This window comes from Bradyrhizobium rifense (genome assembly GCF_008123425.1).
In the GTDB taxonomy this organism is placed as follows: Bacteria; Pseudomonadota; Alphaproteobacteria; order Rhizobiales; family Xanthobacteraceae; genus Bradyrhizobium; species Bradyrhizobium rifense.
The window spans coordinates 1-21943 of sequence record NZ_VSSS01000006.1 but is presented as its reverse complement, the minus strand read 5'-3'; the positions used below and the strand labels follow the sequence as shown (position 1 = coordinate 21943).

The following is a 21943-nucleotide window of genomic DNA, read 5'->3' as shown; positions in this document are numbered from 1 at the left end:
CCGCATCGCGGGAATCACACCGCTGGCGTCAAGCGCTACTGAACTCCGACTTCGGATCACCAGCCTTCCCTGATTGAGAGCCAAGGCACGCCGTGCATAGACCAACGCCTCGTCGCGATTTCCGACGAATGCGAGAAGTGGCATCGGTCAAAATTGAAACGGGCTGACCGAAATGGACACCTTGCCGTCCGCAGTTTGTTCTACCTTAAAGCCTACCTCTTTTTGCGCTGTCACATCCTCAACGGTCGCATACAACAGGCCAGTACAAGTAACTGCTCGCTTGGCTGTACTTCTTGAATTTGTGCGTATTGTATCATCCAACCTATATGTCGCACCTTGTCTCGCCTTTTCCCAAATGGCTGATTTTTCAGCCTCTGTGTTGGTATTACTTACCATCGCCGCAACCGTGCTCGAATTCTTGACAGCGTAGTTGACAAGCGCGTTGTTGCTGTCTTCCGAAACGATCTTAACCACCGTACCGCGCGCATCCAAAGAAGCACACTCGGGCGTCGCCCCGCCACAACCGCTCAGCAAAACTAGAACAGGGAGACACCCTAAAACCGACCGTCCTTCCCGAAAATGCTTCATCGGAATCGTCACGATCATCTTTCCTATTCCGACAAAGAGACTTTCTTTCGTTACTGGAGCAGCGTTACTGCTGGAGTCCGCCCTAGGTCAAACGACTTTGCTGATGGATTCACGGCAGGCTACTACCGGAACGCTCTCAGCTTGTCTTCGGATTCCGCCGCGAGTACTTGTTTGGCGTGATTGTATCCCGCCGCGACAACCTCGTCATATCGCTTCCATTGCAGCAGTCCGACCTGTTCGATGCGCGGCTGAAACAAAAGATCGACGAATTTTCGCATCGCCTTCTGCTTCGAGACCGAACTGATGAAGGACGAGTTCAGCATTGTTTCAGGCACCGTCGGCAAGCGGTAGCGCCGCATGTTCCACGACCGGAGCTTGTCACGAAGATGCGCGATGGTGCCCGGTATCTGATCGATATCGAACACCCGGCCATCCTCGATCAAGAGGTCGACACCGATGATCTGCCGGGCGCCGAGCCGCGCCATCACGTCGACGGGGAAATTATTGAACATGCCACCGTCGAACATCAGGTGTCCGCCGATAAACACTGGCGGCAGCGCACCGGGAACGGCATAGCTCGCGATCACATTTCGCGCGAGATTTCCTTTGTCGAGAACGACCTCACTGTTGGTGGAAAAATCGGAGGCAATGACGAAGAACGTCTTCCAGGTGTCCTCCGCGTCGATACTGGCACCAGTTGCGTTCTCGATGGCCTGGGCCATCGCCTCGTGGGTGCGCTTGCCCTTGATCAGCGATACCAGTGGAATGAAATTATAGTCGCCGGTGATGTTGCCTTTTGGATGAAGCAGAAAAGCCTTGTGGACGGCGGTAGAGATCCGCTCCGCCGGCAGATCGAGCGCGAGGCAGGTCCCCATGATGGCGCCGATCGATGTGCCCCCGACAAAATCGGCTTCGATGCCCGCCTCCTCCAATGCCTTCATGACGCCGACATGGGCGAATCCGCGCGCTCCACCTCCCGCTAGTACAAGGCCGACGCCGTTGCCCGATACAATCCGCGCCAACCGGCGCATGTCGCGCGCGAGTTCCGGCCTGATGTGGAAGTGCCTCGAGATGCGTCTGTCTTTCAGCCATAGCGCGGTGCCCGTCGGGCTTTTGGTCTCGAGGCCATGCAGAAGGACGAGTGTCCGCCGCGCGAGCGAGACCGGCGTCTCGCCCGCGAGACAGCGGCTCTCCACGCTTGAAGGGCCCGGGTCCTGGCGGCCATCCCCGACCAGCAAGATTTCGTCGCAGTTCAGCAGACAGAACTGCGTCCAGGCGGACTCGCATGGGTCGGCGACGAGATAAACCGCCTTGCTCGCTGCCTCGATCTCGTCGATGTGTTGAGCGATCGCGTCATGATTTTGGCGGACTGCGTGTGCGGCATCTACGCCGAACTGCCGGCGGATGTCATCGCTACCCACGATCCTCGTGGCTGCGCTGTCCCGCCCCGCGTCTCGTAAGCGCTCCGCGAAAGCCGCGGCGTCGACGCCAGGCGAGACGGCAAGAATGGAGATATTGACAGGAACGGTCGGGGCCTGACGCTCTCGTTCCGACCGTCGAAACCGATCGATGACTATTCTCGTCATCTGCAGCGCTACCTGCGGGGATTTGGCGAGCGCCCGTTCGACGATCTGCCGCGTCACTTTGACGACCGATGAATCGCGCAAGGCGACGATGGAAGCCGAGCGTGGTTCGCCGGTGAACAGGGCAAGCTCACCAACGGTTTCGCCGCGGCCGATTTCGCCGAGTCTTTTGCTTTCGCCGTTGGCTTCCGCCAGCGCCAGCAATCGGCCCGACAGCACGAAATAGACGTCGTCACTGTGCTCGCCCTGGCGGAACAGGACGCCGCCCGACGGGAGGTCGATGAATTCGGCTGCGGCCTTGATGCTTGCGATCAGCTCGACGTCGTCCGAGGCGAAGTGGCCCTTCAAAATGGTCTGCAGCAGATCGTGTCTGTGTCGATCGTCCCCGTTCGGTTTCGACATGGACGTGCATCCCATCGGTGGACCACAAAGGTCTGCCAAATCGTTTTACGGTTCGCAATCCCCTCTCAATCTAGACCCGCAGCTGAAGCGTCCCATGCGGCCTGGCGGACCGGGTCGTATCGATCGATCGTCGCGATTGCGGCGGCGCAAACCCAATTCTGCTGCAACGCGGTCATGCCCTCCCGATGCCGGCCGGGCAGCGCGCCCGCCTACCAATTTGCTCTTCAGATGCAAAACTCGAAAACGGCAAGGGTCGGCGAAGCCGCCGAAGAAAGTGCGCCGGGACGGTTGCAGGAATTTGTGTGGGGCGACGATTTGCGCGGAAGCTGACGCCACGGGCAACAGCAGTGCCGCCTCGATGTGACGGCGCAGATGCGCCGGCGCCGTCCATTTAAGGTCGGCACCCGCCATCGCCTCACGCATAGCGCCGAGCGTCTTGAGGTTTTCCGTACAGCCGAAGCAAGTCGCGACGTGCGTTTCGGCGTCGCTGGTATGCCCAGCATCGAGCTCACCGTCGATGAGCGCGTGAACTAGGACTTCGCATTTGGTGCAGTTCATGACAGTCTTCCTAGCCCCGCACCGATCGCCCATCGCTACGCCATGGCGCTAGCCGCTAGTTGGCTGCACCAAGATCGTGCCGTCATATGCGGATGAACGTAGCAGAAGTATTTGTAGGTGCCGGGCGTGGTGAACGTGAACGCGAATTTGTCGCCGGTGTCCAAGGCCTTCGACCTTCGAAAGGCATTATTGTCCGAGGCAATGCCGTGCGGGATATCGTCCTTGTTGGTCCAAGTCACGGTAGTGCCGACCTTCACAGTCAACGTTTGCGGCGTGAAGGTGAAATTGTCGATCGATACGGCGCTCGCCGCCGCATCTTGCGTCCAGCCAGGCAGCACGACCACGGCAGGCATGACGGCTGTCACCGCACCGAGCGCAGCCGCGACGAGTGCGCTGCGCATTGTGTTCGAGATAACCATGGTAATCTCCTTTGCACGTCTCCTCCTGAAGCAGCCCACACCTGGCCGCGGGGCCTTTTCCCGGCTTCAACGAAGTGACTTGGCGAGGACGTCCTTTATTCCGCCCAAGATGCCGAAATCCGTCGCAACGGGACAGGCTTGTCGGCGATAGCAGGATGAGGACGTAGAACTGGAACGGTGATGCGCGATCTGATCAACGACTCTTTGCAGGAATAAAAAGATTCGCGGATGAATCTTTCGAGACAAGAGGGTCCGATATTTCGGCGATCAGCCGAGATGGATGCACAACAAGCAGATGCGGCGCTTGCAGGAGCGACGGATGCGCAAAGCTCTACGCGGCGTGCCGGGTGAACGGGAGGCTGTATGACGAGACGGCACGTGCGTGGAAACCGTACCACGCTAGGCGAAGCTCGAGCGCCGATTGGGATGCGGGAGTCGCGACCCATCGGGCCCAACCAATAATAGATTGTTCGGAGTTTTGAGCCATGCTCCTCCACCGTCCGAATCCGCTTGACGCGCCACTCTATCGCCGCCGTGTGGCAGAAGTCTCTGAAATCCATCGGATTGTGAAGGCCCTGGTTGAGGTCCGGATAGCCTGGAAGCTGACGCAGAACGATGTGTCCAGCCGCATGGGCATTCGGCGCGATCACTTCGCCCGCCTTGAGACCGGCGTACAGCCGCCCGTGCTGGCCACGCTGGAGAAATGGGCTGACGCGCTCGGCTATAGACTCGGTTTAAGGCCGAAGAACGGGGAATAATGATGCGCTCCTAGCTGTACGCTGACGCCCTCGCGCCACGACTATTTCCCAGCGTCTTAACTCGTGACATGCCCCCAGTAGATGCGTGGGGTATGTTGTATTCGCCAACAACAGCTTTGCTTCCGTTGTGAAGCTCGTCTGCGAAAACCCTTATTGGAGAAGCTGGGCCAGCAGCGCCGCCCAATAGGATTTCTGGGCGTGATCGAACAGGCCGAGGTGCTCGGCGACCGCCTCGGCTGCCAGACTGGTCAGGTCGGCTCGCGGCAAGCGCACGAACGCTTCGGCATCGCCGCCGGACACAGCGATCTTCAGACCCTGCTTCCGCGCCAAATGCATCATGGCGGCATTCTCAACCAAGCAGTTCATGAACAGTATGCGCACACCCCAGTTGCGGGCGCGCGCCGAGCAACGTGCGAGCAGAGAGGCGGCAAGGCCGAAACGGCAGGCTGGCCTTCAGCCCAGCAGGTTGGCAACGTCGCCGGGGCGCCGACCATGTGGCGACATCCTTGTATCGCTCGCGATCGGCACGTTCATTCAAGCATTCTTCGCACGGCCCTGGGTTGGGGCGACCCGGTCGGCCACGCGAGACCCTCCTGCTTCTAACCTCATAGCATTCGTCTCGGCGGTCGGAATCAAGGAAGTCGCTGCGAATGGATCTCTGCCCAGATGCCGGCGTCGCTCAAAGCACAACTAGATTAGAGACGCGACAGCGAATGTCGCCAGAAAGCTCGCGGCCGCCACCAGAAGACAAAAGATCAGGCCAAAAAGTCCGGCAAGGCTCCGGTCCAATTCGATGCGGCCGTTTCTAATCCGGTAGTAACTCAGAAACTCTTGCTGAGAGGTCCGCAGCGGATTAGCCGTCAAGGGCTGAACAACAACCTTGTCACCGGTAATGAGTTGGAGAACAACGTGCGCGACGCCGCATCCGATGAGATCGAGCAACATCCAAAAGATGAGTTCAAAGACGAATGCAGTCATACAGTTCACATTGTCGACCGCTAACAAGGACGGTTGTCAGTAGATGAGGGAGGAGCGGAAGTTTGCCGCTGCGCCATCCGACGCTTTTGACCCAACCGAGACATTGGCACGGGACTTCTGTCCTGCATTGTCGTTAGGACCACGGCGGCTCTTCGCTCGCCCCGGCTGCCTCATGGTGGATCGTGAAGCCCGCCGAACGCAAGCCGGTCAGCAACACAGTTCTTACAGAGGCAGGATCGAAGCCAATATCCTTGGCGTTTGGTGGATGTGCCTCGCTGCCCTTCAATCGGAGCGCCAAGTGCAATTGCTCGCAAAGGTGCTGAACCAGGAGATTGACCTGATCGTCAGTCATGATGTTCTTTTCCTGTCCCGCGATGATGAACCTTGACACGACGCATGCAGACATACGGAGTATCGGGATTTTACAGTTTCCCTCCCGGGGCTGGTAAGCCGCCGCCCGCGCTCATTTGAGCGGGCGGCGTTTTTGCTTCATAGACCCGCGCGCCCTACACGCAGCGACCCCGCCTCGCGAAGTCGCGTGGTAGGGCCGCCTGCCGTCCGGACTTGGGCTGGATCAGTCCAGTCGGCCAGCTCAGTTTATTCTCCGTCAAAGTGAAAAGGTGACTGCGCAAAAGGAGCACTCCGTTGGGTGTCCTAATTCGACAGATCGACTGTCCTATTAGGACGGTCAAGGTCGGGGAGCGTCGGGACCACCGCGCACGGCCAGCGTCCGTGTGCAAGTGCGATACAATAACCAATTGCGCTTTCGGTTTCACAGACGTAATTTTTATCCATCGGAACAGCCGATAGATATCATCGAAATAAATCGGGTTTTGCAAAGGACGTCCGGCTTCTAGGTTCGTGTTGCTTTCAACCACAACCCAAGGAGCCAACATGAGTGTTACATCCATCCAGACCGCCCGTCCCTCCCGCCGCATCGGCGCATGGTCGCTGCAAGGCGTGCTGGCTGCGGCATTCCTCGCCGCAGGCGTAGCCAAGCTGACCGGCGTGCCTTTCATGGTCGACCTGTTCGCGCAGATCGGAGTCGGACAATGGTTCCGCTTCGTGACCGGCGCCGTGGAAGTGGCGGGCGCCGTGGCCCTGCTCGTTCCCGGCCTGGCTTCGGTCGCCGGCCTGTTGCTCGGCACCACCATGATCGGCGCAACGACGGCCCATCTGTTCGTGCTGCACACCAGCCCTGTCCCGGCGATCGTCCTGGGCCTACTCAATGCGGCCGTCGTCTATCTGCGGCGGGATGAACTGACCGACCTGATTGAGCGCGTGAAGGGCTGACCCCGTCCCGCGACACAAGATCCAGGAGAACGAAGATGACGACCGATGCAGTGTTCACGCGCCCGACGCACTCAGAACCGATCTCACGACGGATTGCCCTTCGTACGCGTGGACACTCGCACGACCGCGTCACCCGGCTGGTAAGTCCGGGCGACATCGGCGAGCGGATCAAACCGTTCGTGTTTCTTGACTACTTCGACGCCGATCCGGCGTCGGCTCCGAAATTCGGCTTTCACCCCCATTCGGGAATTGCGACCCTGACCCTTATCCTGTCGGGCCAGGCTTCCTACAAGGAGACCACCGGGCGCGGAGGCGTCATCGACACCGGCGGCGTCGAGTGGATGCGCGCCAGCAGCGGCGTCTGGCACACCGGCGGAATGTTCGGCAGCGAGCGGATCAAGGGCTTTCAGCTTTGGGTCGCCATGCCGCCCGAACTGGAGCTTGCCGAACCCGAAAGCCAGTATCTCAGCGCCTCCGATTTTCATTCTGCCGGACCCGCGCGGGTCATCGTGGGCGAACACGATGGCGTAAGGAGCATCGTCGGATCGCCCCGCGGCGTGACCTATCTCGACGTGCATCTGAGGGCCGGCGAGCGCTGGACCTTTCGCCCGGCCAAGGGCCACGACGTCACTTGGCTCGCATCGCACAAAGGGACCCTGGCTACACCGGAACGGATATCGACGGGCGAACTCGCCGTGTTCGAGGAGAGCGACCGGCCGATCGAGTTCGAGGCGCTCACGGACGCCGGCTTCGTGCTGGGCTCTGCAGTCAAGCATCCCTACGATCTGGTGACCGGGCACTACTCGGTGCACACCAACGTGGATTCCTTGCGGATCGGTGAGAAGAACATCGCCGATCTCGGCCGCCGCCTCCACAACCAGGGTGTCCTGGGACGGGTGGGACGCTGAAGCGGCTGCTCAATCAGGACGAAGGAGAGGACCGATGTTCGGAACAGATTCATCTCAGCTTCTACGACGTGTGGCGGGAGTTACCCCGGAACGCCGGGACCGTTCTGATCGACGCTCGCCGCTGCGAGGGGAGCACTTCCCGGTCCATGCAAATGGCCGCGAAATCGTCGCACAGGACGGCGCCATCATCGCGGTTGCCGGCGACGCCGCGATGAGCGAGGAGATCGTGCGACGCCTGAACAGAACCGACTGGAACGACCAGGAAGACCAGTGGGCGCTCTGATCGCTTTCGAAAGGTAGATCCAATGCTTGACGCCGTCTCGCTCGATCAACTGCGCACGTTCATCGCCGCGGTAGACGAAGGAAGTTTTTCGGCCGCCTCCCGCAAGCTGCTGCGGGCCCAGTCCGTGGTGAGCGATACGATCGGCAATCTCGAGGATCAGATCGGCGTACAGTTGTTCGACCGGTCCGGTCGCTATCCCAAGCTCACGCCGGAGGGATCGGCGCTGCTGGGCGATGCTCGCAACATCATCACGAACGTCGACTTGCTGAAAGCCCGCGCCAAGGGCATGTCGGCCGGCCTGGAGCCGGAGCTGTCGGTCGTGATCGACGTGTTCTATCCGATCGATGCGGTCACGCAGGTCGCCACCGAGTTCCGCCAGAAATATCCGGGCGTTGCGCTTCGGATCTATGTCGAAGCACTCGGAGGTGCCATCAAACCCGTGCTCGAGGGACAGTGCAGCATCGGCGTGGTGGGGTCGCTCCCCGTCATTCCGGATACGCTGACGTTCGAAAGACTGCCGAGCATCACGTTTCTCATGGTCGCCGCGCGGGATCATGCCCTGACGTCATACCGGGGCAAGATTCCCAAGGACATCCTCGGAAAGCACACGCAGATCGTCCTCACCGACCGATCGGAACTGTCTTCCGGACGCGAGTTCGGCGTCATGTCGTCGGCGACGTGGCGGCTGGCCGATCTCTTCGCCAAGCATCACTTCCTGCTCAAGGGTCTCGGCTGGGGCGGGATGCCCTTGCATGTGGTGCGCAAGGACATCGAAGAGGGCCGCCTCTCGGTGCTGCCGATCGAGGATGTCCCTCCGGAAGGCCTAATGCTGTCGATGTCGGCGGTCTGGCAGACCAAATCTCCGCCCGGCCCCGCCGGCCGATGGTTCGTCGATCGCCTCAAGCAAATTCCCGTGACGGCGGGAAGGCTGCCGGCGCGCGTCCGGCAGAAGGCAAAGCCGCCTGCGAAAAGGAAGGCCCGTTCCCATGGGTGAGCTCATAGGTGGAGTTTGGCAACGCAGCGGAGTAGGCGCGGTCCTGTCGGATGGCGTCCTCAAGCGGCCTCCGTCGATATTCCGCAACTGGATAGGTCCGGATGACCGCGGCGACCATGGAGCGCGCGCGTTCGGCGCGGAGGCCGACCGCTACCATCTGTACGTCTCGCTCGCATGTCCCTGGGCCCATCGCACGATCATCATGCGGAACCTGAAAGGCCTGGCGGGCCTCGTCGGCATGTCGGTGGTGCACTGGCACATGGGCGACGAAGGCTGGACATTCGAGCCCGGCCCGAACGTGATCCCGGACACCGTCAACGGCGCAACCAGGCTCTATCAGATCTATCAGTTGGCCGATCCACAGTGCACGTCGCGCGTCACGGTGCCGGTGCTGTGGGACAAGAAGAAGCGCACCATCGTCTCCAACGAGTCCGCGGACATCATTCGGATGTTCAATTCGGCGTTCGATGGAATTGGCGCCAAGGCAGGCGATTACTATCCTGAACGACAGCGTGCTGAGATCGACGAGATCAATTCGCGCGTCTATGCCGATTTCAACAACGGAGTGTACGCAGCGGGGTTTGCCGGCTCGCAGGCGGCCTACGAAGCGGCGGTCGATAGGGTCTTCGATATGCTCGAATGGCTGGAGAAACGCCTCTTGAATCGGCGCTTTCTGCTGGGCGACAATTTGACGGAAGCGGACATCCGTCTCTTCACCACCCTCATCCGCTTCGACTCGGTCTACTTCGGGCACTTCAAATGCAATCGCCGGCAGATCGTCGGTTATCCATCCCTGTGGCGGTACACCAGGGAGCTCTACCGGTATCCCGACATCCGGCCGACGGTGAATTTCCAGCACATCAAGGCGCACTATTACGGAAGCCATCGATGGATCAATCCGTCCGGCATCGTCCCGGTGGGACCGGATCTCGACTTCGGCGAGCCCGCGGATTCCAAACCGTCCTACGGAGAACGCTGATGCACAATGTCGTCGCCAACGGCGCCAAGATTCCCGCAATCGGATTTGGCACCTACGGGACCGCGCGCGAGGAAATGCTGCGGACGCTTCCGGCAGCGTTGAAGGCCGGCTTCCGCCATATCGATACGGCGCAGATCTATCACAACGAGATAGATGTCGGCGAATGCGTCGCATCTTCGGGCGTTCCGCGCTCCGAGATCTTCCTCACCACCAAGGTTTGGGTCGCCAACTATCCGGAAGGTCGCTTCGCTTCGTCCGTCGATCAAAGCCTCCGGAATCTGCGAACCGACTACATCGATCTGCTCCTGCTGCATTGGCCTCACGAAGGGGTGCCCCTTGCGGATCAGATCGGACTGCTCAACGAGACCGTGAAATCGGGCAAGGTCCGTCACATCGGGGTCAGCAACTTTAATCGGCGGTTGCTCGATCAGGCGATCGGCCTTTCCGCGGCTCCGCTGGTCACCAATCAATTCGAATATCATCCGTACCTCAACCAGTCGCTGATTGCAGGTGCGACGCGCCACGCAGGGCTTGCGGTGACCGCCTACTGCGCGATGGCCGTCGGCCGGGTGCTAGGCGATCCGACACTTGCGGAAATCGCGGCAACCCACGGACGGAGCATTCCGCAGGTAGTGCTTCGATGGTTGATACAGCAAGACGGCGTCGTCGCCTTGTCGCGGACCACCAACCCCAATCGCCTAGCCGAGAACCTGACCGTTTTCGACTTCGAACTGGGCGATGATGAAATGGCCGCCATTCAGACGCTCGCAGAGCCGAACGGCCGCATTGTCAGCCCGCCGGGACTGGCCCCAGCGTGGGATCCTTAAGGAGCACCGCGGCCGATACTCGGACGCCGGCATCGACCGAGACCGCCCAAGGATGCAGGCGCTGGGGGAATGGGCTTCGGCCCACCTCCCGGCGATCGAGAAAGCACGCACCAGGACCTGCGTGATACTTGCGTCATGCTGCTCGATCGAGCTGGCTGCGACTTGCTGACGATCTGCGACATCACTGGACATTCATACCGAAGCGCACAGACCATCGTGAAGCACTACCGCGCCCGCAATGCGGCTCGTGCCGATTCCGGCATCGACAGGCTTGAATTGCAGGTTCGAAAGGAAGGGATGAAGGGCTGAACGGACAGCGGCAGAGTTTCGTTAATCCGGTGGAGGCGGTGTAGCGCGCAATCACCCCCCAACGATTTGCGCCTTCCTAAGGCGGGGCGTACGCTCCATCTCTCGCCGCCATCCGCAAACAAGGACCGTCTGAGCTCGGTGCGATGAATAATTCCCCAAACATCCGAGACGTCGCACGGTGTGCGACGTCCGACCCCAAAAGCGTCGCACGACACTCGGTTTGTTCTTTCGAAGGAATGAAAAAAGCCCTTGCGGGCCAATCTCTTAATGATGGTGGGCGCACCAGGGCTCGAACCTGGGACCCGCTGATTAAGAGTCTCATCTTTCAGAAGCAATTACAGATACTTAGATGTAAAAAACCGCTGCAATAGCGCTATCGAAATCAATAGGTTACAGACGAAATGTAAATTGCTCGGCCGCGCCTTCAACACCCGCGCCCCCTGCGTCCCGAACGTAAGTAGCAATCGAAAAATCCAGCAAAAACAATCAAGTTCGTTCATGATTGACCACCTTTATCGCCGTCTGTTCACGGCGTTTCGGTGGCCAATCGGTGGTCAGCCTCCGGCACGATTCGGCGGTTATCCGACGCTGCGGTGACCACCTATCTCTGCCGACCTCCGAAAGTGTGACCGGAACCGGGCGGCGGTGTCGCCGCGCAACGCGCTCCGGTGTCGAGTCTGAGCCACCCCCACCCAGCGTAACCCGCTCTCGAAATTTCACCCGTCGCTTCAGATAGTTCTCCGGCTGCAGCGCACCTCGCACCCGCAGCCGCCGTCTACTGTGCATGGGGTTGTTTTCGACTTTTGTCGTTCGGCCGCGGATTGCGCATTCGCCGGAGCGCCGAATCGCATCGCGACCGCAGCCGCGAAGCCTGCAGATCCGCGCCGGGTCCATTGAACGCCGCCGCGCTTCGCCGCGACCAAGAGGCGCATCCTGCGGTCGAAACCTCTGTTGGAGGAGCCCATGGCACCGTCCTACAAACCTGTCCCGCTCGTCGGCGCGGCATTCAGCTCAAATTCCAGGACCGGCGGCAGCGTTCCGGCCGCGTTCGACACCTTCCTCTACCAGCCGACTGGCGGCTTCAAACACGTCAAGCTCACGATCAAGCTCAAGATCAGCCTCAAACAGGCGAGGGGATTTCTGCCGGTCCGGCTGGACGCCGACAACAAGCCGTTCCTCACGACGCCGTGGACCGACGCCCAGTGGTCTGCGTTCGTCAACAGCGCGTCGGCGCAGGCCAACCTATGGAATAACAGGTTCTGGCTCGTTCCGCCGCCCGCCTTTTCGGGGCTCGACGAGGTCTACCAAAAGGATCCGTTCTTCAACAAGTTTCCGAACAAGATCTTTCGGCCGAACCTGCTGTGTGCACTAGAGGTCGACTTCTCGCCCGCAAGCGGTGCCCACAGGACCATCGAGGTCACCAACCTCAACGCCGCCTTTATCACCGCAACCGGCAGGGTGCCCGATCCCGGGGTATTTCGCTCCCACGCGTTTCTTTACGACTCGTTCGACGCGACCCCATGGGCGTTCCCTCTCGGCCACGCCCCCGGCATGCCGGCAAGCCACCCCGTGATTGCTCACGAGATCGGCCATGCCATCGGGCTCGACCACATCGGTGTGCTGACGAAGGCGCCGATCTGCCAGCTCGCGGCGAATCTCAACACGGCAAATGTCGACCGCTATCTGCCCGCGGGAAGCCCGCTCGCGGGCGGCACGAACGCGCTGGTCTGCTATGGCTCAACGAACGCGGCACTCGCGGGCAACATCATGGGCGCCGGCCAGGCATTCTCGAGCGAGAACGCGAGGCCCTGGCTGTGGGCCCTGTACACGCTGCTGGACAAGCTGCTCGACAAGCCCGAGCCGATCACAGAAAAGGCCAAGTGGCGGGTGGTCATGACAGATCCAGGGCCCGGCCGCTGGATCGATAACGGCTTGGACATCATCACGTCGGATCCCGGCCCCGTGCGAGTCACCGCCAATGATGACTCGCTGATCAGGATCAGCGGCGACGTCTTGTTCGATACCGACAAATCGAACATCAAGCCGGAGGCCAACGCGGCGCTTGAGAAGGCCGCAGCGGACATCAAGGCGAGAATCGGCCCGCGCTTGAGATATGTCCTCATCAACGGGCACACCGACGCGACAGGCTCGGCAGACTACAACCAGCGCCTGTCGGAAGCGCGCGCCAAGGCGGCCGCCGATTGGTTCGTCACGCGCAAATATCTCGAGCGCGCCAAGATCCGGACGCAGGGTTTCGGCAAGACCCAGCCCCTTTCGCCGAACACGGATGAGCCGGGCCGAGCCAAGAACCGGCGGGTCGAGCTTCACATCGTGAACAGCTGACGCGCTGATGCGCGGACTGTTAATCCTAGATCGGAGTTCGAAATCGTGGAGAGGAGTCCCTCCCTCTCCTCGGTGGAGAACAGAACCCTAACTCAAAACCGGGGGCATTTCAGGGGAGCAGGTCAGCCGCAACGGCAGCAAGGATGATAGCAAATCCGATCTTGCCCATTACGCGCCTCGCGACTTAGTCCTGTTCCTCGGGAAGAACCATGTTTAGGTAGAGGACAATTCCTGCCCAGATCATCGCAGTCGCAACGGGGGGCACAAAATACGCATGCCACGAGATGAGACATCGCCGCTCCAAAAATGAATTCGGGATCCAGACCGCTGCGCAAAAATGTTGTCAGACGAAAAGCGTCGACGCTCGCAGAAGTTTGTTCCTGAAGGGAAAGGCCGCAGGGTGGTTCCAGCCCCCACTGCGGCCATCCCGGACAACTGAAAATTGATGAGTACTTAAATCTCGCCGGTGTTCTCACAGTAGAACACCCCTTTCCGAAAATGGAGTCGGTATAACTACCGGAATCCGTTTTCCTACGTATTGTGGCCAAATAGCCAGCATGGCACGGCTCGCTCTTCCAGCCCCCAAAGCTCCCGGCTGCCGGTCCAATTGCGGATCAGAGCGCTGGGAGTGCTAGGCCCGCCAAGTGACCGGCGGGCCTTTTGCTGTCACCGCCTCAGCCGCCGGCGGTGCGTCATCAGCCGCTGGCGGTCTCGCTTCCGGTGCTGTCTGCGCCGGCGCTTCATGCCGGGCCCCGCAGCTCGCTATTCCCGCGCGCGTCGTACTCCTTTTCTAGCGCTACCAGCATCTCGGCCGAATGAAACACGGCGAACCGTAAATGGTCGTTTTCGATGCTCGCGTTCAACATCAACTCGGCGGCTATGCCGGTCCTCCTCACGCAATCCCGAAGGTTGGTTTCCAGATCTCGGAAGGTCTGCGCGTGACGCTCGTCGATGTTGACCTCGGAGCGGTCGGGCACCAGCTCGATCACGTTGCTCATGCTGATCCCACGCTTGTCGGCCAGGACCGGCGTCACGGTGCTTGAGAGCAAGAACAGCTGGTCGCTGATTGCCAGCGAGGGCAAGCCGCTCCGATACGTCGCCGCACGGGATTTGGCGCCCGTGCCGTGAGAGTCGGCCGCTGGGTGGAAAAGCTGCCCGCTGGACTGACTTTCGATAATCGGAGTTATTGGAAGTCAGGCCCAAAAGTTCGTAATCGCAAAACGTCAGAGCTCCAGCTTCGTAGCTAACGACCGTAGCTATTTTCGCGCCGTTGCATTGATCCCTCAAGAAGTGGTGCCTTCACAGGATCTTGCGGCCAACGGTAAGGAGGAGTGGATAGATGTCTTGTTCGAAAGGGCCGCGCTTCCGTATGTGAAAACAAGCGGCGTGTCCCGCGACAGCACGCGGCCCGATCTTCCGTGATAAGCAACCGACCCTCATCATCAATAGGAGCAACTAACTTGAAGAAAGCTAAGGTGGCCAAACGGACGGGTAAGCGCCGCGAATGGACGAAAGCCGATCTTAAAGAGCTGAAGGCTCATTCAAAGGCAAGAACGCCAGTAGTCAAAATAGCAAAGCTTACGAGGCGCTCGGTTGGGGCCCTTCGCCAGAAAGCGTTGCACGTTGGGATAGGGCTGGGCCACCGCCGATAACTGATGGTGCAACTGCGCGGCATGACGACGAGAGCGTGCCGCACAGCGATTTCTGAGTTTGAGAAATGACCCAGTCGCGAGCTACCCGGACCCCGACTGATAAGCTTTTGCTCGAAACCTTATCAGTTTAAGATCTGACTCCGCTCCGTACAATTTCCTATCAGGACTCCTTACAAAGGTTCGGCGCGCTTCCCGTTTTCCGATCTGGATTTTTCATTTTCCGATTTGCAATTTTCCTGGCCCGATCTCGGCCTCGGCAATGTGCAGCACGAGCTGAATCTGATTTCTTCGAATGCCTCTCCGACGCAGGCTTTCTCCAATTTCGATCCCAATCAGCCGATCATCGGCTTTTCGCCGCCTCCGGTATTCGTTCCTGGCCTCGCACAAGATCTTGACGACGCCCGAGGAGGTCGAGACCTGGATGACCGCACCGTCAGACGAAACCCTCATACTGCAGCGGCCTCTGCCCGACGGCGCGCTCCGAATCGTCGCCCGTGGAGTGAAGGAAGACGCTCCCGGGTCTACGATCTGACGAGGCTATCTCGCGAGGGGATCTTCCGGCCTCGCTTCGGGATTCATCCCGCGTGCGGATGCTCCAGAAAGAATCGCAGCATTTCCTTCGTGGCATCCGGCCCGTCTCCGTCCGTATAGGATCCGGCGGGGCTCCCTCCAGACCATGCATGGCTGGCGCCGTGGATGTTCCAGTGCTCCAGAATCTCGCGCTGGCCGTCGACGTGGGTCGTTCGGGTATATCCATGCCCTCCCGGAATTTGCCCGCGATGCACTTTCTTCTGCGTCTTGGTCGCTCCGATCGCCTGTTCGACGACCTGGGCGGCATTGTCGGGATGCACGGTGGTGTCGCGATCGCCGTGAAAAACGATGGTCGGCATCATCGGACCGGTCGCCGCAGGACAAGCGCCTTTGCCTCCTTGCCGCATGGCGGTGAACGCCGAGGGCATATCGGTGGCGGCTCCGTAAGGAAGCCCGGAATGGATCCCGACCGCAGCGTATAGATCGCTATAGGTGGCTCCCATGATTGCTGCAGCGGCGCCCCCGGCAGAGAGGCCGGCGACGAAGACGCGCCTTGGATCGATCGAGTAGTCACACATGACTTGGCGAGTGATCCCCGCGATCAGCGAGGGCTCGCCTTCGTCGCGACGCTGGTCGGCTGCGCGAAACCAGTTCCAGCACTTTGACGGATTAGCGCCGCCGGGCTGTGCCGGATAGACCACCAGGCAGTTCTGTTCTTCCGCGATGAAGTTCATTCTGGTGCCGGCCGCAAAATCGTCCGGCGACTGCGTGCAGCCATGCAGCATGACGACCAGCGGGTGCGACTGACCTCGTTGGTAGCCGCTCGGGATGAACAGCTTGTAGGTCCGGCTTCCGGCCTCATTGATGTAGGTGCCGTCGATGAACTTCGTTCCTTCCGGCACGATGTCGGCGATCGAAGCAGGCCCGTGCTTGACGCCCCGCAGGCCCAGCCAGGTGCCATCCTTGGCACGATCGAACAGCAGCCGGTGCTGACGTGCAGTGGTACCCGGAGCTTTGAGATCTGCCCTGCCGACGCGGTTAGATTTGAGGTCGATGTTGGGCGGAACGCCGCCCGGAAGATCGATGAGCTGCGGGACGTGCGATGCAGCAGAGGGCGCATACTCGCCTTTGAACATGCGCTGCAGAAGCGCCGTGGCTTCGACCAGTTGCCCCGCTCGGGTCAAGCGCGTTGCTTCGCGCAGCGTGTCCTGATTCAACACCGTGTTCACCTTGTTCTGTCGGCGAGAGCGGCCTTGACCGCGGGGGTTGCATGGAGGGCTCCGAGTACGGAAACCGAGCCGATGGTCGCGCGGGCGAGATCGGCCGTGACATCCGGCGCGATGTTGCAAAGGCCAAGCACATTGATGTGCAGCATCTCGCCGGCTTGCCGCGCCGCCTCGAGATCCGCGCGCGTGTAATTCCGGAGACCGAGATCCAGGCCTTTACGGGCGGTAGATTGCTTGACGACGTCGGCGTGACGCTCGAGCTGATTACGGATCGCCGTCCGGATGAAATCCGTGCGGTTCGAATAGAACCCGTCCTTCACCATCAGATCGACATGGCCCAAGTCGACGAAGCCGAGATTGATAGTGATCTTTTCGGTTTCCGGAGGCTTCGGCCTCAGCTCTTGAACATTCGAGGGCATTCTTCTCGCCATCCCTTCACCATCTAATTGGATGGTATATGGATGGCATCTCGCTCTTTGCAAGAGGGGCGCGTGATGGAACTCTTGGAGAAAGTGCCCGTCTTGTCCGCTTCGGCGAAGACCTTCTCGACGACGATCGAGACGGTCGAGCAGAAAGGAGGGTAAATGCGTCCGGCCTTGGCGGGTTGCCCTGGTTTCGGCATGGGAGGCCGACAAACCTCCTTCCGCTTGATACCTTTCAACGGGGTCTGCCGTAGCAGCCTCTCGGAAGTGCTTTCCCGATACTCCGAATCCGCAAAGAACATTGGCTTGACGAGGCTAACCGCCGATGAAGAGCTGATTTGCAGGTGCTTGTGCACGGGCGGTTGGAACAGGTGGACAATCTCTTCGCCATGCCGATCGCGAATCCTTGCCCCGTGCTAACCGCTTGGAACGAACAGGTGGACGGAAGGATTCGTCCTGGCGGGAGTGATCTCAATGCTGATGACGAAGGAAAGACGGCGAGCAATAGGGCCGTGCTGGACTACGTGTTGTTGCCGACCGATGGCAAGGTAAAGCGAACCATTCGGTTCTCGGAGGCAGCGCGCGAGCGCCGTGCAATCACTTGCTTCAAAACGGCTGATGCTCTCGTTCGTGCGATCACCCGGAGACTAACCAGGACAAGCCGTGCTTCCCAACCCATGCCAGCGCGGTTGAGCAAGCGACCGAAAGTAAGCCCGCCCAGAACCAAGAGCGGCCACGCGCGGCACTAATCGAACGCAGGTAGAGGAACGCGCCAAGCAGCGTCCCATAATTTCTCCGGAACTCCCCATTGAGCTTCGCAATTTTGGACAGCTCGGAAGACGCTTGGGCTTCATCCGCCATGTGCTGGTTCCTCTCAACACGGTTAGAGCCAGCACCTTATGAACCACTGTTTTGCCCGACGGAGCAAGTCAAATTCGGAATATCGACATTTCCATTCTGGGCCTAACCGTCACGCCACGTCCACAATATCGCGACCTAGACGCGCGCAAATCTGAACTGTTGGGTGCCGCGCTCCGCGCCGTCCGCGTGCCCGTGACGAGCGGTGACCTTTGTCCAGAGAGTGAAGCGTAAGCTGTTTCCACCGCGCCATGCCGGAGCGCCGCTCCGGCGATTGACGGTATCATCAAAGAGGCGAACGAAACGGCCGGTGAAATTGAAGATAAGGCTGTGCTCGATGCCGCCATCGTGGCGAATTCCCAAGCAGTCGAGCATTATGAGATGTGTCGCTACGGCACATTGATCGCCTGGGCCGAAGAGCTTGGTCACGAGGATATAGTGCGCTTTCTCACGACGAATCTGAGCGAGGAGAAGGCGGCAAACACCAAGCTAAACACGATTGCGCTGCGCAAGGGCGTTAACAAAAAGGCTTCGACCGCGGCATAATTTCCGGGAACACTCGAGCGCCTGAAAGATTAGTGCCATCAGTGGTGCCGACATCGCTTCCCCCGGTGATGTTGGCTTTGAAGAACCCCGCGCCCCCGGCCGGGGTTTTTCTCTGTCGCGCTTTGTCCAGCCCGATGGCCCGCCGATCGTCGTTTTAGATTGAGAGCGCTTCTTCACCACACCCTTGCGAGCATTGTCACCGGTCGGCTTGTCGACTGCCATTGAGCCGCCTGCTCTACCTGGTGACAGATGATTTGGGGGTGCTGGACGCGCTTGGCGCGAAGCCGACATGGAGATTGCGGACCTTGAGACGGTCATCCAGGACCTGAAGGGCTGGAGAGTATCGCCGTCCGATCCGGGTCATCGCTTCCAACACCGCAGAGCATTGGCCGTAAATGTCTGCGCATATCGCCAGCGAGATCCAGCACCGCTGCAATCTGCAACTCACCGATGTCCCCTCGCATTTGCAGGAGCTCGTCGACCGCTACGCCGCGCGGGGTTTGCTGAAGTACAGCCTGCGCTTGCTCTAGCGGCAAGCGATCAAGGCGTAATGTCATCGGCGTCAAGGCACCCCTCCCCGGATTCATCGAGGCTGCCCTGGCATCATCGATCGACCGCGTGCCTCCGGCGAACGCTTGATGCCGAGACACCGCAATTAGGCCGAAGCCCAACGGAGCGGTCGGACTTGGCCTTCTAAAAAATCTTCACCCCCACTTGAAACCAAAACTGACTTTGCTAATTTTTATGTCGCCATCGGACGATGATGATGGTGAATGTAATCGTCGCCTACTCATCGGTCAGAGATGGTCCGACAAAGCCGCTGATTGAGAGTCAGCCGCGGATCGATTAAAATCAATGACTTGCCGGTCCCACGACTGCGCTTAACCGGCTGAAAATGGGGATTCGTCGCATGGCCACATCAGTCAGTACATGCCTCCCTAAAAGCGCGATTGCCCCCAGCCCGTTTCCCGTCGAATGCGGCTGCCCGCTTATCCGATTTAGACAGCCACGACGCTGCGAGGATCAATTGCATCGTGGAGCTTCGGACGCGGCTTAACCGCCAAATCTCTTGACCAGCTTTGACCCCTTGGCCGTGCCGATCTGCTGGCTGGTCAAATCGCTGCCCGCACTCAATCCAGGCACCATGAGGTTCTTGACGCGCTGCGCCGCCTGCTTCTCGTTGGAATAGTCGATCTCGACATGATCGAGCTCCATCAGATGCCCAATCTCGTGTGCCCAGGCGCGTCCACTGGCGTGGTCATTGCCATACCACTGGACGAAGCTCGTCGGCTCGGGAACGCCGTTCGGAAACGAGCCCCCGCCGGCGTTCAGATTTGGAATAGAATTGACGAGGTAGATGTGGACCGCATTGTCGGGGTCATGCCGGGACGCCAGAACACCCAGCAGGACCTCGTCACTGCTGCGCCGGCTCTTTGCCATGTCGAGCGGCCTTTCCATCACGCAATCACTGATCACAAATGCGATCTTGGCCTTCGACCAGATCGTATTGACGACATCAAGCGCCTTCTTGGCCGTGTCGCAATCCCATTGCGCAGGCTCGAGAACGCCTCTATCGGCGAACGGCGTGATATAAAGTCTCAGCGGAACGGACATGCGAGGCTGCCAAATATTTCAGGGCAGGAAGAACGGCATAAAGCCGGGGCCGCCACCTCCGCCGCTACCACCCGAGTTGGCCTCCGCCTTCGGCGGCCGCGAGGGCCTTGCCGGAGCCTCTTCACGTTCTCTGCTCCTGCGCTCGACCCTTGCGGATGGCGCCTGACGGGCCTTCTGCTTCTCGCACTCATCGTCGTTGTTCAGGAAGTAACCCGCAGCGCAGGTGATCCTGACGCATTGGTCTCCGTCGCGCTTCTGGCCGGATCCGCAAACCAACGGGCAAACCCGCGCCGATTTAAGCTTGATTGCGTCGAGCGCCTCAGTGCTGGCGGCCTTGGCGTCGAGCGTGGTGCCGGCGTTCTTGTTGAACAATTCAAGCGAACGCCGTGAGGCGGGATCCCAGTCGCCATCGGCCGGTCCGCTGAAGCAGCCAACCCGGCGCAACTCGGCCTGCACCGATTTTGCAAGCTCGGCCTTCGACGGTGGAGTGGGCGGCGGTGTCGGCGCGGACGGCTGTGGAGCCGGCAGCGCGGCCACTTTTGCATCCGGATTCGGCTTGGCCTCTTGCGACGAGTCGGACGCAGCCGGCGCACCAATTCTCGCGGCGACGGCAATTTCAGCAGCCTGACGCCGCTGCTCGGCTTGCGCTGCCAATTGTTGAGCGGTCTCTTTGGCCTTCTCCGCCTCGATACGGGCGTCCTGCGCCGCCTTCAGGTCAGAGGCCGCTTTGGCCAGTTGTGTCTGTTGGGCACCCTGACTAACAAGCCGCGCCTGTTCCTGCTCGGCCTGGCGCGCCTTTTCGGCAGCGGCGACGCGCTTGTCTTCCGCATCGATCTTGGCGAGCTGCAGCTTGGCCAGATTTGCGTAATAGCCGTCCGGATACTGGGCGAGGAAGTAGTTCAACGCATCCTTATTGCCGATCTGCAGTGCAAGTTCATAGTCGTGCCGAATTTCGGCACGTGCCGAGAGCACTGACGTTGCGGGCAGCGGCGGCGGGGCCGGTTGAGGCGCTGCGGCGACCGCTTCCTTGGCCGGTCCTGGTACGAGCGGCACATCGTCACCGCCAAGCGTACCGTACACATACGGCTCCTGCTTGTTGCCGGTGGCTTTCATCACGTCGTCGCGGACAAAGCCGAATACCCTGCGCAGATCCATGCCCGGACTGCCGATATATTTCACCAGCGCGGAGGCATAGGGACTGTTCTTGCTGCCGCCGTCCGACGCCGTCGAACCCGCCTTGGCGGCGAAGGCAACGAGTGTATTCGATGTCGGCGGCTCGATTCTGGCCAGGCCCCGGCTCACAGCCCGCGAGCCGACCGTCCGCTTCATCTTGTCGGCGAAAGGATTGTTGCGGCAAGCGTCGAGGATCACGAGCCGCAGCTGCCGTGCAGGCTCGATTGCCAGCAGCACCCGCTCGAGCGAAAAGGCTTCGTCGTACACATCCGTATCGCGCTCGAGCGTCGCATCCGTCGGGATCAGGTAGTTCGTACCCTCGAGTTCAATGCCGTGACCGGCGTAGTAGACAAGGGCAACATCCGAGTCGCGCGCGACGTCGGCAAAATCGCGCAGGGCCCGCCGCATTTCGGTCGCCTGGAGATCCGTGCGGATCTGCACGACGTCGAAGCCCGCTTTTTTCAGCGTCTCCTCGACGATCGCAGCGTCATTGGCAGGATTGGCAAGCGGTGCGGCGTTTTTGTAGGCGGAGTTACCGATAATGAGCGCAACACGGTTCGCCGCCCAGGCCGGCTGACTGACGAGCAGCACAGCGAGAAAAAACAGGATTCGGCGCAATGTCACAGATCCGTGCAAATGCATCGTAGTACAACTGTTTTTAATGGGTCTTCTTCTATCACACTACTTTGGCAGAATGTG

Annotated in this window: 22 protein-coding genes and 2 pseudogenes; 12 read left to right on the top strand and 12 right to left on the bottom strand. The window is 60.1% G+C overall.

Features of this window, described 5'->3' with window-relative positions:
• Positions 1–147: 147 nt before the first annotated feature.
• The 4 genes from FXB40_RS02060 to FXB40_RS02045 all read right to left on the bottom strand — a co-directional run bounded on the left by FXB40_RS02060 (position 148) and on the right by FXB40_RS02045 (position 3484).
• Entirely contained in the window at positions 148–606 is a 459-nt protein-coding gene (locus FXB40_RS02060; protein ID WP_148770562.1) for a hypothetical protein, read from the bottom strand.
• Between the two features lie 104 nt (positions 607–710).
• On the bottom strand, positions 711–2573 hold the full coding sequence (locus FXB40_RS02055) for a patatin-like phospholipase family protein (protein ID WP_148770561.1): 1863 nt from the start codon (positions 2571–2573) through the stop codon (positions 711–713).
• Between the two features lie 45 nt (positions 2574–2618).
• On the bottom strand, positions 2619–3131 hold the full coding sequence (locus FXB40_RS02050) for an anti-sigma factor family protein (RefSeq protein WP_187436600.1): 513 nt from the start codon (positions 3129–3131) through the stop codon (positions 2619–2621).
• Positions 3132–3166: 35 nt separating this feature from the next.
• Positions 3167–3484 carry a cupredoxin domain-containing protein gene (locus FXB40_RS02045; RefSeq protein WP_246207296.1) on the bottom strand — a complete coding sequence of 106 codons (318 nt, stop codon included), beginning with the start codon at positions 3482–3484 and terminating at the stop codon, positions 3167–3169.
• A gap of 551 nt (positions 3485–4035) precedes the next feature.
• Between FXB40_RS02045 and FXB40_RS02040 the strand changes: the two genes are divergently transcribed.
• Positions 4036–4308 carry a helix-turn-helix domain-containing protein gene (locus FXB40_RS02040; RefSeq protein ID WP_148770559.1) on the top strand — a complete coding sequence of 91 codons (273 nt, stop codon included), beginning with the start codon at positions 4036–4038 and terminating at the stop codon, positions 4306–4308.
• Between the two features lie 150 nt (positions 4309–4458).
• On the opposite strand, the gene FXB40_RS02035 is transcribed toward FXB40_RS02040, so the two are convergent.
• From FXB40_RS02035 to FXB40_RS02025, 3 genes are all read right to left on the bottom strand, one after another.
• A complete protein-coding gene (locus FXB40_RS02035; protein WP_246207277.1) occupies positions 4459–4674 on the bottom strand; it encodes a hypothetical protein in 216 nt (71 codons plus the stop codon).
• Between the two features lie 324 nt (positions 4675–4998).
• Positions 4999–5286: a hypothetical protein gene (locus FXB40_RS02030; RefSeq protein WP_148770558.1), complete on the bottom strand. Its 288-nt coding sequence runs from the start codon at positions 5284–5286 to the stop codon at positions 4999–5001.
• 133 nt (positions 5287–5419) lie between these two features.
• Positions 5420–5638, bottom strand: a complete 219-nt coding sequence (locus FXB40_RS02025; protein WP_148770557.1) for a hypothetical protein — start codon at positions 5636–5638, stop codon at positions 5420–5422.
• Positions 5639–6180: 542 nt separating this feature from the next.
• On the opposite strand from FXB40_RS02025, the gene FXB40_RS02020 reads away from it, so the two are divergent.
• From FXB40_RS02020 to FXB40_RS01985, 8 genes are all read left to right on the top strand, one after another.
• The gene (locus FXB40_RS02020) at positions 6181–6579 is read left to right on the top strand and encodes a DoxX family protein (protein WP_148770556.1); all 399 of its coding nucleotides are present in this window, start codon (positions 6181–6183) and stop codon (positions 6577–6579) included.
• A 35-nt stretch (positions 6580–6614) separates the two neighbouring features.
• On the top strand, positions 6615–7487 hold the full coding sequence (locus FXB40_RS02015; protein ID WP_148770555.1) for a pirin family protein: 873 nt from the start codon (positions 6615–6617) through the stop codon (positions 7485–7487).
• Positions 7488–7521: 34 nt separating this feature from the next.
• Positions 7522–7770: a hypothetical protein gene (locus tag FXB40_RS02010; RefSeq protein ID WP_148770554.1), complete on the top strand. Its 249-nt coding sequence runs from the start codon at positions 7522–7524 to the stop codon at positions 7768–7770.
• Positions 7771–7792: 22 nt separating this feature from the next.
• Entirely contained in the window at positions 7793–8764 is a 972-nt protein-coding gene (locus FXB40_RS02005; RefSeq protein ID WP_148770553.1) for a LysR family transcriptional regulator, read from the top strand.
• Entirely contained in the window at positions 8757–9743 is a 987-nt protein-coding gene (locus tag FXB40_RS02000; protein WP_148770552.1) for a glutathione S-transferase family protein, read from the top strand. Before FXB40_RS02005 ends, FXB40_RS02000 begins: the two co-directional genes overlap by 8 nt.
• Positions 9743–10570 (top strand): aldo/keto reductase, encoded by an 828-nt coding sequence (locus FXB40_RS01995; RefSeq protein ID WP_148770551.1) that lies wholly within the window; start codon positions 9743–9745, stop codon positions 10568–10570. The genes FXB40_RS02000 and FXB40_RS01995 overlap by 1 nt, the downstream gene beginning before the upstream one ends.
• Positions 10571–10639: 69 nt before the next feature.
• Entirely contained in the window at positions 10640–10879 is a 240-nt protein-coding gene (locus FXB40_RS01990; RefSeq protein WP_148770550.1) for a hypothetical protein, read from the top strand.
• A 963-nt stretch (positions 10880–11842) separates the two neighbouring features.
• Positions 11843–13222: an OmpA family protein gene (locus FXB40_RS01985; RefSeq protein WP_148770549.1), complete on the top strand. Its 1380-nt coding sequence runs from the start codon at positions 11843–11845 to the stop codon at positions 13220–13222.
• 740 nt (positions 13223–13962) lie between these two features.
• Here FXB40_RS01985 and FXB40_RS01980 read toward each other — a convergent pair.
• Positions 13963–14304, bottom strand: a complete 342-nt coding sequence (locus tag FXB40_RS01980) for a hypothetical protein (protein ID WP_148770548.1) — start codon at positions 14302–14304, stop codon at positions 13963–13965.
• A gap of 958 nt (positions 14305–15262) precedes the next feature.
• Between FXB40_RS01980 and FXB40_RS48915 the strand changes: the two are divergent.
• Positions 15263–15406 (top strand): annotated as a pseudogene (locus tag FXB40_RS48915) (SOS response-associated peptidase); the annotation flags it as partial.
• Between the two features lie 43 nt (positions 15407–15449).
• Here FXB40_RS48915 and FXB40_RS01965 read toward each other — a convergent pair.
• Both FXB40_RS01965 and FXB40_RS01960 read right to left on the bottom strand, forming a co-directional pair.
• Positions 15450–16625: an extracellular catalytic domain type 1 short-chain-length polyhydroxyalkanoate depolymerase gene (locus FXB40_RS01965; RefSeq protein ID WP_148770546.1), complete on the bottom strand. Its 1176-nt coding sequence runs from the start codon at positions 16623–16625 to the stop codon at positions 15450–15452.
• 5 nt (positions 16626–16630) lie between these two features.
• Positions 16631–17050, bottom strand: a complete 420-nt coding sequence (locus tag FXB40_RS01960) for a CopG family transcriptional regulator (protein ID WP_148770545.1) — start codon at positions 17048–17050, stop codon at positions 16631–16633.
• Between the two features lie 1125 nt (positions 17051–18175).
• Here FXB40_RS01960 and FXB40_RS01950 point away from each other — a divergent pair.
• Together FXB40_RS01950 and FXB40_RS49800 are read left to right on the top strand one after the other, a co-directional pair.
• Positions 18176–18457 (top strand): annotated as a pseudogene (locus FXB40_RS01950) (YciE/YciF ferroxidase family protein); the annotation flags it as partial.
• A gap of 395 nt (positions 18458–18852) precedes the next feature.
• Positions 18853–18987, top strand: a complete 135-nt coding sequence (locus FXB40_RS49800; protein WP_283812865.1) for a hypothetical protein — start codon at positions 18853–18855, stop codon at positions 18985–18987.
• Positions 18988–19510: 523 nt separating this feature from the next.
• Here FXB40_RS49800 and FXB40_RS01935 read toward each other — a convergent pair.
• Both FXB40_RS01935 and FXB40_RS01930 read right to left on the bottom strand, forming a co-directional pair.
• A complete protein-coding gene (locus FXB40_RS01935; RefSeq protein ID WP_148770541.1) occupies positions 19511–20071 on the bottom strand; it encodes a hypothetical protein in 561 nt (186 codons plus the stop codon).
• A gap of 18 nt (positions 20072–20089) precedes the next feature.
• On the bottom strand, positions 20090–21886 hold the full coding sequence (locus FXB40_RS01930; RefSeq protein WP_148770540.1) for a caspase family protein: 1797 nt from the start codon (positions 21884–21886) through the stop codon (positions 20090–20092).
• Between the last annotated feature and the right edge of the window lie 57 nt (positions 21887–21943).

What these genes read in the sequence shown, in the direction of transcription:
- FXB40_RS02025 (WP_148770557.1), bottom strand. Translation starts at nt 5,638, where the DNA reads ATGACTGACGATCAGGTCAATCTCCTGGTTCAGCACCTTTGCGAGCAA.
- FXB40_RS02045 (WP_246207296.1), bottom strand. Translation starts at nt 3,484, where the DNA reads ATGCCTGCCGTGGTCGTGCTGCCTGGCTGGACGCAAGATGCGGCGGCG.
- FXB40_RS01960 (WP_148770545.1), bottom strand. Translation starts at nt 17,050, where the DNA reads ATGCCCTCGAATGTTCAAGAGCTGAGGCCGAAGCCTCCGGAAACCGAA.
- FXB40_RS02030 (WP_148770558.1), bottom strand. Translation starts at nt 5,286, where the DNA reads ATGACTGCATTCGTCTTTGAACTCATCTTTTGGATGTTGCTCGATCTC.
- FXB40_RS02055 (WP_148770561.1), bottom strand. Translation starts at nt 2,573, where the DNA reads ATGTCGAAACCGAACGGGGACGATCGACACAGACACGATCTGCTGCAG.
- FXB40_RS01935 (WP_148770541.1), bottom strand. Translation starts at nt 20,071, where the DNA reads ATGTCCGTTCCGCTGAGACTTTATATCACGCCGTTCGCCGATAGAGGC.
- FXB40_RS02020 (WP_148770556.1), top strand. Translation starts at nt 6,181, where the DNA reads ATGAGTGTTACATCCATCCAGACCGCCCGTCCCTCCCGCCGCATCGGC.
- FXB40_RS01930 (WP_148770540.1), bottom strand. Translation starts at nt 21,886, where the DNA reads ATGCATTTGCACGGATCTGTGACATTGCGCCGAATCCTGTTTTTTCTC.
- FXB40_RS01990 (WP_148770550.1), top strand. Translation starts at nt 10,640, where the DNA reads ATGGGCTTCGGCCCACCTCCCGGCGATCGAGAAAGCACGCACCAGGAC.
- FXB40_RS02050 (WP_187436600.1), bottom strand. Translation starts at nt 3,131, where the DNA reads ATGAACTGCACCAAATGCGAAGTCCTAGTTCACGCGCTCATCGACGGT.
- FXB40_RS02035 (WP_246207277.1), bottom strand. Translation starts at nt 4,674, where the DNA reads ATGAACTGCTTGGTTGAGAATGCCGCCATGATGCATTTGGCGCGGAAG.
- FXB40_RS02005 (WP_148770553.1), top strand. Translation starts at nt 7,793, where the DNA reads ATGCTTGACGCCGTCTCGCTCGATCAACTGCGCACGTTCATCGCCGCG.
- FXB40_RS02010 (WP_148770554.1), top strand. Translation starts at nt 7,522, where the DNA reads ATGTTCGGAACAGATTCATCTCAGCTTCTACGACGTGTGGCGGGAGTT.
- FXB40_RS02015 (WP_148770555.1), top strand. Translation starts at nt 6,615, where the DNA reads ATGACGACCGATGCAGTGTTCACGCGCCCGACGCACTCAGAACCGATC.
- FXB40_RS02060 (WP_148770562.1), bottom strand. Translation starts at nt 606, where the DNA reads ATGATCGTGACGATTCCGATGAAGCATTTTCGGGAAGGACGGTCGGTT.
- FXB40_RS02000 (WP_148770552.1), top strand. Translation starts at nt 8,757, where the DNA reads ATGGGTGAGCTCATAGGTGGAGTTTGGCAACGCAGCGGAGTAGGCGCG.
- FXB40_RS01995 (WP_148770551.1), top strand. Translation starts at nt 9,743, where the DNA reads ATGCACAATGTCGTCGCCAACGGCGCCAAGATTCCCGCAATCGGATTT.
- FXB40_RS02040 (WP_148770559.1), top strand. Translation starts at nt 4,036, where the DNA reads ATGCTCCTCCACCGTCCGAATCCGCTTGACGCGCCACTCTATCGCCGC.
- FXB40_RS01985 (WP_148770549.1), top strand. Translation starts at nt 11,843, where the DNA reads ATGGCACCGTCCTACAAACCTGTCCCGCTCGTCGGCGCGGCATTCAGC.
- FXB40_RS49800 (WP_283812865.1), top strand. Translation starts at nt 18,853, where the DNA reads ATGTCTGCGCATATCGCCAGCGAGATCCAGCACCGCTGCAATCTGCAA.